The 11,159-nt window shown below is 42.5% G+C and carries 10 protein-coding genes; 6 read left to right on the top strand and 4 right to left on the bottom strand.

Going from position 1 to position 11,159, the window contains the following annotated elements; all coding sequences use genetic code 11:
* Window positions 1–10: 10 nt before the first annotated feature.
* The 4 genes from FTV41_RS06170 to sdsA form a co-directional block, all read right to left on the bottom strand.
* Window positions 11–1,255 (bottom strand): efflux RND transporter periplasmic adaptor subunit, encoded by a 1,245-nt coding sequence (locus tag FTV41_RS06170; RefSeq protein WP_179996287.1) that lies wholly within the window; start codon window positions 1,253–1,255, stop codon window positions 11–13.
* Between the two features lie 21 nt (window positions 1,256–1,276).
* A complete protein-coding gene (locus tag FTV41_RS06165) occupies window positions 1,277–1,894 on the bottom strand; it encodes a phosphatase PAP2 family protein (protein WP_004972280.1) in 618 nt (205 codons plus the stop codon).
* A gap of 142 nt (window positions 1,895–2,036) precedes the next feature.
* Window positions 2,037–4,097, bottom strand: a complete 2,061-nt coding sequence (locus FTV41_RS06160; RefSeq protein ID WP_179996286.1) for a site-specific recombinase — start codon at window positions 4,095–4,097, stop codon at window positions 2,037–2,039.
* A gap of 12 nt (window positions 4,098–4,109) precedes the next feature.
* Window positions 4,110–5,087, bottom strand: coding sequence for an All-trans-nonaprenyl-diphosphate synthase (sdsA, locus tag FTV41_RS06155; protein ID WP_104853134.1), 978 nt, complete (start codon window positions 5,085–5,087; stop codon window positions 4,110–4,112).
* Between the two features lie 472 nt (window positions 5,088–5,559).
* Here sdsA and rplU point away from each other — a divergent pair, with 472 nt between their 5' ends.
* The 6 genes from rplU (at window position 5,560) to cysG (ending at window position 11,157) form a co-directional block, all read left to right on the top strand.
* Window positions 5,560–5,871 (top strand): 50S ribosomal protein L21, encoded by a 312-nt coding sequence (gene rplU, locus FTV41_RS06150; protein ID WP_004972275.1) that lies wholly within the window; start codon window positions 5,560–5,562, stop codon window positions 5,869–5,871.
* Between the two features lie 19 nt (window positions 5,872–5,890).
* Window positions 5,891–6,145, top strand: coding sequence for a 50S ribosomal protein L27 (gene rpmA, locus FTV41_RS06145; protein WP_004760935.1), 255 nt, complete (start codon window positions 5,891–5,893; stop codon window positions 6,143–6,145).
* 230 nt (window positions 6,146–6,375) lie between these two features.
* Window positions 6,376–7,074, top strand: coding sequence for an outer membrane lipoprotein chaperone LolA (gene lolA, locus FTV41_RS06140; RefSeq protein WP_096902723.1), 699 nt, complete (start codon window positions 6,376–6,378; stop codon window positions 7,072–7,074).
* Between the two features lie 459 nt (window positions 7,075–7,533).
* A complete protein-coding gene (locus FTV41_RS06135; RefSeq protein ID WP_131260689.1) occupies window positions 7,534–8,331 on the top strand; it encodes an RsiV family protein in 798 nt (265 codons plus the stop codon).
* 120 nt (window positions 8,332–8,451) lie between these two features.
* Window positions 8,452–9,723 (top strand): serine--tRNA ligase, encoded by a 1,272-nt coding sequence (gene serS, locus FTV41_RS06130; RefSeq protein WP_179996285.1) that lies wholly within the window; start codon window positions 8,452–8,454, stop codon window positions 9,721–9,723.
* A gap of 63 nt (window positions 9,724–9,786) precedes the next feature.
* Window positions 9,787–11,157: a siroheme synthase CysG gene (gene cysG / locus FTV41_RS06125; protein WP_004972262.1), complete on the top strand. Its 1,371-nt coding sequence runs from the start codon at window positions 9,787–9,789 to the stop codon at window positions 11,155–11,157.
* The last annotated feature ends 2 nt before the right edge of the window (window positions 11,158–11,159 follow it).

Raw genomic sequence — 11,159 nt, 5'->3', positions numbered from 1 at the left:
CGTCTACTCCTTATGTATTTGAAGTAGCTTTTGATTCAGTTGCTTGGGCTTCTGAGGCTGGTTTGGCATCCCCCGATTTTGCTGGTGCAGCAGCGCCTTGCGGTTGATACGGCTTAGCGACCACTTGCTGTTCAGGTTTTACTTTGGCAATACCTTCGACAATCACTTTATCGCCAGTTTGCAAACCTTCAGTCACAATCCAGTTGCTGCCTTGCGTACCAACTGTGGTCACAGGACGCGGTTCAACAATACCTTTGGCATTCACAATCATTGCCATTGCCTGACCTGTTGGGGTACGGCTAATCGCAGCTTGTGGAATTAAGATTGCGTTAGGAATCACACCTTGCACAATTTGCGCAGTGGCAAACATACCCGGCAATAATAAATGATTTGAATTTGGGAACACGGCGCGTAAAGTCACGGTGCCTGTTTCTGGGTTCACGCTGGCATCAGAAAAAGCCAAACGACCTTCAACAGGGTAGTTGCTGCCATCTTCAAGTTTTAATTTTACTTTGGTGTTGTTGCTGCTATTTAAACTACCTTGACTCAATTGCTGACGTAAACGTAGTAACTCTGCGCTGGACTGATTGATGTCTACATAAATTGGGTCTAAGCGTTGAATCGTCACCAACGGTTCCGCCTGACTAGCCGTAACCAATGCACCTGCAGTCACAGTAGAGCGGTTAGTTTGCCCTGAAATTGGGGCACGTACAGTCGAATAGCCTAGGTTAATTTCGGCATTGCGTACTTCTGCTTGAGTCGCAGCAACATCGGCTTCGGCAAGTTTTACCTGTGCCACAATGTCATCATATTCTTGTTTAGAGATTGCATTGCTGCCTACCAACTGACGGTAACGACCTTCTTTAATGCGTAACACATTCAATTGCGCTTGCTGGCGGGTGAGTGCTGCACGGCTACTGTCTAGACTGGCACGGTTGGTACGTGAGTCAATTTCATAAAGCGCCTGACCCTCACGCACGTAGCTGCCTTCGGTAAATAAACGTTTCAGAACCACACCACTGGTTTGTGGGCGAACTTCTGAAATTTCAAAGGCTGTGGTACGTCCAGACAGTTCTACAGACTGTTCCACGCTTTGTGGCTGTGCCACCAGTACGCCAACCTCAGTCGGTGGCATTTGCTGAGCTGCACCTGCTTGCTGTGCATCTTTTGGATCTTTGCTACAACCCACAAGTGCTAAACTTGTGGCTAATGCGCAAGCAGTCAGGGCAGGAGCCCAAAGCTTTGCAGACATCATTCTTTCACCTCTATTAGATTTTTATCTAAACTTATGTATTGGTTTGTCTTGCAGATATTGAGCGCAAAACAGATACCACAATGTGATCCAAATAAAACTTATGCTCCAACCAGAGAGGACATCTGAAGGATAGTGCACTCCCAGATACACACGGGAAATGCCCATCAGCAACATCCATAACCACGCGCACACAGACAAAATTTTATGCGCTGGATGTTGCAAACTCAGGTAAATCACCAAACAACCTAAAGTTGCAGCATAAAAACTATGAGCGCTTGGAAATGATGCGCCAAAAGTTTCCACCAAATGCAATGCTTCAGGCGGGCGAGGTCGCGCGAATAGGTATTTGAGCAGCCATGAAAGCGCAATACTTACGACCAGTCCTACACTGATAAAAACAATTTTTGTGTATTTTTTATACCATGCCAAATAGAAACACCATAGGCAGGTTAAAAATAATACAAATGGCATGCCACCTAATACAGAAAGTGTGATTGCCAATTGATTCAAATGTGCGGTGCGCTGGGTACTTAAAAACTCCACACTGGCAACATCAAATTGTTGCCAACTTGGAATGTTTAGCACTAACACACTGATTATAAATAGTAAACTACCGAGATAAAGCAGTATTTTAGGCATGCTAAAAATCCCTGTAAGTTTAACCGATTTGAGCACGGTTGATGAATGGAATAAAGTGTACTAGTCAGTACACTTTATTTCAAGCCAATGTAAATGAGAAGAATTTCTTTTTTTGTTACTTTGTGCGCAATGTAAATGTGCACTAAATTTTAGCATTTCGTTCAGTATTTGAGGATGCATCGTCATCCACTGTAATTGGTTGTTTCGGTGGCCAAAAGAAATCACTTGGACGGGTTAAGAAGTGAGTCAGCACCAATTTTGCCAAAGGTTTCCACTGTTCAAAACGTACCCGACGCGCACGCAATGCCACAATAATGGTTAAAGTAAAGCTGACAAATAAGTTGGTTAAACCAATTAGCAGTACGCCTAAAAAGGACACAATAATCAGGCCAATTTCAGGTGAGCCATTAATATTCATTAAACCCTGAATAAAGTTGGCAGAAGCGAAGGCAATGTGGCGAATATCAATCGGTAAACCCAAAATATAACCCAGTGTGGCGGTACTGCCGAGCATAATCCCGAACAGGAAATTACCTGCCAAAGCCCCTAAGTTTCGTTCTATATAATTGGAAAATATATTGAGACGTTCTTGCCCGAGTAGCTTTTTTAAATGCAGATGGGCTTTTAGGCGTGGCCCGACTTTACGATACACGGCCATGTTATCGAAATAACCTGCAATCAAACCAGACAGAAATAAAAATACCCCTGCAATGGCGGCATGTGGAATGGCAAGTGAAGTAAACGGATTCAAGTCGTGCAGCATATTGGATGCTTTGGCATGTGACATCAACGGTTCATGCAACATGGCATCCCAACTAAAAGCAATTAAGGCTGCGACTGGAATGGCAATCGAGATATTGCCCAAAATGGCGACGAACTGCGTGCGGATAATATTAATAATTAAGGCAGCAAGTTCGGCAATTTGTGCCATTTTAGAGCCTTTACGATGCTGTACCGTAGAAGCCAATGCTGCAGCAGTCATTGCGGGTTGTTTGGTGGCAACAGTAAAGTGCAAGACATGAATCAGCATAAAACCAAATGAATAAATCATGCTGTTGATGATGGCCTGCATCATCGGAGCGAGCACTAAACGCGAGGCGAGGGTTTTTAAAGTCGCCATCGTGGCAATTAAAACACCTGCACCTGCCGCAGCTTTATACATGCCCCAAAAGCCGTCTTTGTCGGTACTTACATAATGCTCACCCGTTTTACTAGCATTTTCAGTGACTTGTAAGGCAATTAACTCACTGTTTTCTGCAAGCAAGGAGCGTACACTGCGTTCGCTATACAATGCCGCAGTTACATCTACCAGTAATTGTCCTGCCGAAACATAACGGACTTTGTCTTGCGCCACGATTAAATTCAGCAACAGTTCAATCCGCTCTAAACATTGTTCAAGTAAAGACAATAAGTAGGTCAGACTGATGCTGACGCCAGTTCGTTTGGTGGCACGACGAATTTTACTGCTGACATCATGACATTGGTCAATCATCACCAAAGCTTGAGAGGCATCGGGTGGTTGAATGGCACTGATTTGATCGTGTTGTTGATCGGCAACTTTATAAAGCTGAATAAACTCGTTGATTTCGCGGTTTTGTGCCAAAAAAGGTGAATCATATTCACTTAGTTCAGGATAGGCACTAATAAATTCAGGATATAAACCAATGCCGCTGACCCGATATGACAGCACTGTTAGAGCTTTAATAATTTCACTGCGAATCAGGCGTTTTTGTGTTTGTCCGCCATGTCCGCGATTCAGTAAAGTAAATAATTGCTGCCATTCGGTATCTTCAATATTGTCGAGCCAGTATTTATCACTACGTAGTGGAAAAACTCGACGGACTAAATCTTGCAGTTGGCTTTCATCATTAATCAGCGGTAAAAAGTGCGCGCCCAAACGCTGAAACAACTGATTCCAAAAACCATCGAGCGATAAAATTCCCGTGTCGGCATATAAACTGGTTTGTTTGTATTGATTGATTAGACGTAAAACAAAATGTTGCAAGGTTGAGCTGGCATCGGGTGTCAGCAGCAAGGCTTGTAAGAAAGCTTGAAACTTTTGATGAGTTTCTTCTAAATCTTGAGTGTCACTTGGACGGATACGATTGACCAGTTCAATCAGCAGATTTTCATCCAGAACAGCTTTTGGTGTATCCAGCTGTTCTTGCATTTTTCTAAATAAATCGTTGAGTTTTATATGCATAAGCTGCTTAAATTATTGAATGCGATGTAAAGCCAATAAGGCTAAATTCTTTAAGGCCTGACGATACTCCGAGTCTGGCAGTGCTTCTAAAGCGGCAATAGCGGCTTCTGTTTCTTCTGTGGCACGTTGGCGGCAATAATCGAGAGCGCCAGAGGACTGCACAATGGCAATAACCTGATCGAGGTCAGAAGTACCACCTGTCGCAATACTGCGACGAATAATTTGGTGTTGTTCGCCAGTGGTATTTCTTAATGCAGAGATTAAAGGCAAAGTTGGTTTGCCTTCCATTAAATCATCGCCAATATTTTTACCTAATGTTTCAGCGTCTGACGTGTAATCTAAAATATCATCAATAATTTGGAAGGCATTGCCAAAGTGTCCTGCAAATAAACGCAACGGCTCGCGGTACTGTGGCGTGCCTGTTAAAATTGCTGCACCTTCAGTGGCAAGTTCAAATAAACGTGAAGTTTTGCCGTGAATAATGTCTAAATAAATTTGTTCTGTAGTGTCAGGTTGATGCTGTGCCTGTAATTGTAAAACTTCACCTTCGGCAATTTCACAAGTCCCTGTAGAAAAGTCTTTTAGCAATACCAAATCGTTTAAATCGACCAATAAGTCAAAGGCGCGGGAGATTAAAAAGTCACCGACTAAAACCGCTGTTTGGTTATTCCAAGTGGCGTTAGCAGTAGGTCGACCACGACGTAAACCAGACTCATCCACCACATCATCATGCACCAAAGTTGCGGTATGCAGCATTTCAATAATTGCAGCCAGTTTACGTTGACGCTCTAAATCTTCTGCACCACAAGCTTTGGCAGCAAGTAAGCACATAATTGGACGCATGCGCTTACCGCCAGCTTCGACCACATGCTTACTAACCGCCATCACTAACGCGACTTTAGAGGTAATCCCTTCATTAATAAATGTATCCATCGCGGCAAAATCAGAAGCAACAGGGGCGAGAATGTCTTGCTTAAAGTCGATGGTCATGTGAAGAGAAACCTCAATAATATTGAATGACAACTTAGTTGAATCAGTTGTAACTTATGTTACAGCCAAGAAAACTGCTTAAGTCTGCGAAAATAACGCAATGAATGCAATAGTTAGGCACCTGCCAAATGCTGTAATTGTTAATTCTACTAGAAAACGAAGTCAATAACTTTGTGGGTAAATTCAGTTATTTGCTCAAGTTGGGCATGATTTTAACAAGCACAGCAGTTTACGCCAACACAATCTGTCTGTATTGATTGATCCATTGAATATGGATGAGGCTGCAGAAAGTCATTTACGCGGCTGGGTATTAAATAATCAACCTTGTTGTGCAATAATTGCCGTAAATGGCTTGTTGTTTGTGCGAATATCGCTTAAAATCTTTGCCCTTGAATAACCCCCAGTGGCGTTCGTTTTAAGATCGATATATCCCTTTATCGGCACGACGACACGGGCATGTTTGGAGTACATTATGTACGCAGTAATCCAAAGCGGTGGTAAACAGCACCGTGTTGTTGAGGGTGAAACCCTTAAAGTTGAATTATTGAAAGCTGAAACTGGCGCAACTATTACGTTTGATGACGTATTAATGGTTGTAAACGGTGACAACGTTCAAATCGGTGCTCCAGTTGTTGCTGGCGCTAAAGTAACTGCAGAAGTGGTTGGTCATGGTCGTCACGACAAAATCCGTATTGTTAAAATGCGTCGTCGTAAACACTACCGTAAGCAACAAGGTCACCGTCAATGGTTTACCGAGTTGAAAATTACTGGTATTGCAGGCTAATCACTAGGAGTAAATAGACATGGCAACTAAAAAAGCCGGTGGATCGACTAAGAACGGTCGTGATTCGAATCCTAAGATGTTAGGTGTTAAAGTTTACGGTGGTCAAACTGTAACTGCTGGTAACATCATCGTTCGTCAACGTGGTACAGAATTCCACGCTGGTGCAAACGTAGGTATGGGCCGTGACCATACTTTATTTGCTACTGCTGACGGCGTAGTAAAATTCGAAGTGAAAGGTCAATTTGGCCGTCGCTACGTATCTGTTGAAGCGTAAGCTGAAATAGTGAAAAAACCCACAAGTGATTGTGGGTTTTTTTATGCTTGTATGATGGAAAATTAGGGTCAAAGGATAACTTTTAGTTCTTCATCATGATGGATAAATTTCTACATTTTATATTAATAAGCATACAAAACTTCTTATTTTCTATCATATTAGCGCCAGAAATTGGTTTAAGATGGGACATCCAAAACATTGCGATTGAGCAAATATAAAAAGGTGAATCTATGAATATGCTTCGTAAAACGATGTGTGCTGTGGCATTGGGTGCAACCACTTTAGCGCCAATCATGAGTACTACAGTGTTTGCTGCGCCAGTGGCAGCATCGGAGCAACAAGCGACAGCAAACCTTGTTAAACAATTGAATGGTATTAAAAGTTTTACCGCCAATTTTGAGCAAACCACAAAAGTTAGCAACAATGGCAAGGCTTTGCCAAACCGTGGTTTATCGGCACAGCACATGAACCAGAATTTTAAAGGGGTTATGAAAGTTGAGCGTCCAGGTAAATTCTTTTGGGAAACCACCAGTCCAGCCAAACAAACAATTGTGACTACGGGTAAAACCGTATGGATTTATGACCCAGACTTACAACAAGCTGTACGCCAAAGCCTAGATGATCAAGTGGCAAATACGCCTGCGTTGTTGCTTTCGGGCAATACCAATCAAATCATGCAGTCGTATCGTGTGACCCAGCCGAATAAGTCAAAGACTTATTACACCTTATACCCAAAAAGTGATGATGGCGTATTTCAGAGTTTAACCATTAGTTTTGGTGCGCGTAACGCGCCAACCTTAATGATTTTACAGGACTCATTGGGACAAACCACGCATGTGCGCTTTAATAATGTAAAAGTCAATGCGGCGATACCAGCCTCAACTTTTAATTTTACTCCACCAAAAGGCACGGACATTATTGATCAATAATTGAATGTTTTCATACATTCTTTTAAAAGCATAATTTGTTATTCCTTATCCTAGCCTTCTCCCACAGGGAGAAGGTTTTCAGCTTCAGCATAGCGGAAATTTATTTGAATATTCTTCCCGAGAAATCCACAATTTCTGTGGATAAATCTTGGGATAATTCACATTTTGCAGTATGCAGGATATAGACTGAGTCATCACAGATCATCATTTTGCACTAATGATGTGTTATCAATATTTTGATTTATAATGAAAAAATAAAAATAATCATACAAAAATATGAGCATTAATTTTAAGCAACTTTATCCCCCGATTATTCCGTTACACAACTGCTCTAGGATTGAACAGCGAGAGTTATCTATAGTCTTGACTAATTCAATTGAAGCAATTTTATCGCAAGATTTGTGCAGGTTTGCATTTCTAATCATTGGACTTTATGAATCGTGGTAGAAGGGGAATTTAATGCAATATTTAAAATCACAGGTGTTTTTGGGTGCTGTCGCTTTAAGTTCGGTTCTGTTGTTGACTGCATGTCAGCCAAAGAGTGAGGCAACTTCTAAAACCGAAACTGAGCAAGCTGCGCCTGCATCTGTCACAGCCGAGATTCCTGTGATTCAAGCTAAAGTGGTGGCGCTTAAATTGCCACAACAGCAAATTTGTGATGAAGAAGGCTGTACTGCTTACGATATTCAGACAGTAAAAACCAATGTGGCGTGGATTGATGAATATTTTATGCAGCGTTTGCAAAAGGCAGACCCAATTGCATTTTCTGAAGCTGCGGCATCAACTGCAACGCCAAAGGTAGAAGAAACCGATCCTATGCGACTGAGTCAGAGTTCGAGCTATGTGCGTTATATCGGGCAACATGCCAATTTAGCGACGTTTAGTTTGCAAAGCTATAGTTACCCTGCGGGTGCAGCACATGGTATTCATCACCAAGAATTTGTGACTTTTGATTTAAAACAGAAAAAGCGTTTGGCGTTGCAAGATATTATGCTGCCCAATACGGAAGCCAAAATGACAGAAGAATTATTTAACCATAATTATAACTGGCTAGATGAACATGATATTTCCCGTGAAAAGTTTAAACTGAGCGATAATTTTTATTATGGCGCCAATGGTTTGGTCTTTGTCTACCCGTTGTATGAATTGGCATCTTATGCAGAAGGTATGCCTGAGTTGATTCTGCCTTACTACGCGACAGAAAAATTAATAAAGTCTGAATATTTGCCAAGTTTGCCGCAGTATCCTAGCCAATAAAATTGCACAAAAATACGCAGAGATTGCTGTAATAAGGTGCAGCCGTGAATCGGGTTACTGTATTTTTTAACCCGAAGCGCTTACACTATAGCCAGTTTTTTTCTTATTCCAAGATTGGCTATGATTGACCCGAAATTACTCAGAAATAATATTGAGGCTGTAAATTTAGCCTTGGCAAAACGTGGTGTGCAATTAGATGTGGCAGAGTGGGCAGCACTTGAAGCACGTCGTAAAGAATTGCAATCTAAAACCGAAGCATTACAGGCAGAGCGTAATTCGGGCGCAAAACAAGTCGGTCAGATTAAAAAAGCAGGTGGTGATGCTTCTGAAATTATGGCTCGCATGGCTGCTATTGGCGATGAAATCAAAGCCGCTGAAGTGGCTTTGGCAGAGTTACAAGATGAGTTAGAAGCTAAATCATTGTCTATTCCAAACTTGCCAGATGAGTCTGTGCCTGAAGGTAAAGATGAAGCTGATAATGTGGAAGTATTGAAATGGGGCACACCACGCCAGTTTGATTTTGAAATTAAAGATCATACCGACCTTGGCGAAATGATGGGTGGTTTGGAATTTGAAACTGCAACCAAATTAACAGGTTCTCGTTTTAGCGTTCTGAAAGGGCCATTGGCGCGTTTACAACGTGCGATTACACAGTTCATGTTAGATACGCATACTGTTCAAAATGGTTATACCGAAGCGTATGTACCGTATTTGGTCAATGCAGATTCATTGCGTGGTACTGGTCAGCTGCCTAAATTTGAAGAAGATTTGTTCAAGCTACAAGGTGAAAAAGAACACTATCTAATTCCAACTGCCGAAGTTCCAGTAACCAACTTTGTGCGTGATGAAATCATTGATCCTGAACGCTTGCCATTAAAATATGCCGCTCATACCCCTTGTTTCCGCAGCGAAGCAGGTTCTTATGGTCGCGATACTCGTGGTTTAATCCGCCAACACCAATTTGATAAAGTCGAAATGGTGCAGATTGTAAAACCAGAAACCTCAATGCAGGCTTTAGAAGAATTGACTGGACATGCAGAAGGTATTTTGCAGGCACTTGGTTTACCGTACCGTAAAATTATTCTATGTGGTGGCGATATGGGCTTTGGCGCAACCAAAACCTATGACTTAGAAGTTTGGGTGCCAAGTCAAAACACTTACCGTGAAATTTCATCATGCTCAAACATGGGGGATTTCCAAGCGCGTCGTATGAAAGCACGCTACCGTGCCGACCAAAAGAAAACTGAATTTGTGCATACATTAAACGGTTCAGGTTTGGCGGTAGGACGTACTTTATTGGCTGTTATGGAAAACTATCAACGTGCCGATGGTTCGATTGAAATTCCTGCAGTATTACGTCCGTACATGGGCGGTTTAGAGTTTATTGACTAAGTTGAGTGCAGGTCGACTTAGGATGAAATTGCTTACAATCAGATTTAAATATTGAGGTTTAGTGTGGATATTTTTCCAATCTCGTTAAAGTTGCAGCAGCAACCTTGTCTGATTGTGGGCGGTGGGCATATTGCTTATCGCAAAGCGGTGTTACTGGCTAAAGCGGGCGCAAAAGTTGATGTGCTTGCCCCTGAAATTGATGTCAATTTATTGCAACTGGTGCAACAAAGTCAGGGGCAGTATGTACAGGATGTTTTTAGTCCATCTACTGCGTTACGTCACTATCGTTTGGTGATTGCTGCAACGGATAACAATTTGGTCAATCAGCAAGTTTTTGCAGCTTGCGAAGCCGAAAATGTGCTGGTCAATAGTGTTGATGATCCACCACATTGCCGTTTTATGGTGCCTGCCATCATTGACCGTTCGCCTTTGGTGATTTCAGTCGCGAGTAATGGCACATCGCCTGTATTGTCACGTCAAATTCGTACACAACTGGAAAGTACCATTCCGCATGGTATGGGCAAACTGGCAGAGTTTTCAGGTCAGTGGCGTGCCGCAGTAAAACAGAAAATTGTAAATCCAGATGAGCGCCGTATTTTTTGGGAGGAGCTATATGCCAGTCCTCTTAAAGAACAGGTGTTCAACGACAATCTTGACGCTGCAAACCAAAGTATCCAACAGGCTTTAGCGGAATGGCAAACACCGAAAGGCGAGGTGTATTTGGTTGGTGCAGGGCCAGGTGATCCTGAGTTACTGACCTTAAAAGCCTTGCGTTTAATGCAGCAAGCCGATGTGGTGATTTATGATCGTTTGGTGTCTGCACCTATTTTAGAATTGTGTCGCCGTGATGCCGAAAAAGTCTATGTCGGAAAAGCACGTTCTAACCATGCTGTACCGCAAGAAGGCATCAATGCATTATTGGTGAAATATGCACAAGCAGGTAAGCGAGTTTGCCGTTTAAAAGGTGGCGATCCGTTTATTTTTGGGCGTGGCGGTGAAGAAATTCAAGAATTGTATGAAGCAGGTGTGTCATTTCAGGTCGTACCGGGCATCACCGCAGCCTCGGGCTGTTCGGCTTATGCAGGTATTCCACTGACTCATCGAGATTATGCGCAAAGTGTGCGTTTTCTTACTGGACATTTAAAAGAAGGTTCGCCTGAATTGCCGTGGTCAGAATTGGTGTATGAACAGCAAACTTTGGTGCTGTATATGGGCTTGGTTGGCTTAGAAAGCATTTGTGAAAAACTGATTGCACATGGACAACGGGCGGATATGCCTGTCGCCTTAATTTCTAAAGGCACGACACCTGAACAAAAAGTGGTGGTGGGGACGTTGGCGGATATTGCCAGTAAAGTCGCACAGCATCACATTCAGGCACCTACCTTGACCATTATTGGTGAAGTGGTCAATTTACGTGAACAGTTGAAATGGTAATG

Origin of the sequence: Acinetobacter sp. YH16051 (assembly GCF_013417135.1) — a bacterium.
GTDB lineage: Bacteria > Pseudomonadota > Gammaproteobacteria > Pseudomonadales > Moraxellaceae > Acinetobacter > Acinetobacter towneri.
This window is presented reverse-complemented; position numbering and strand designations above follow the sequence as displayed.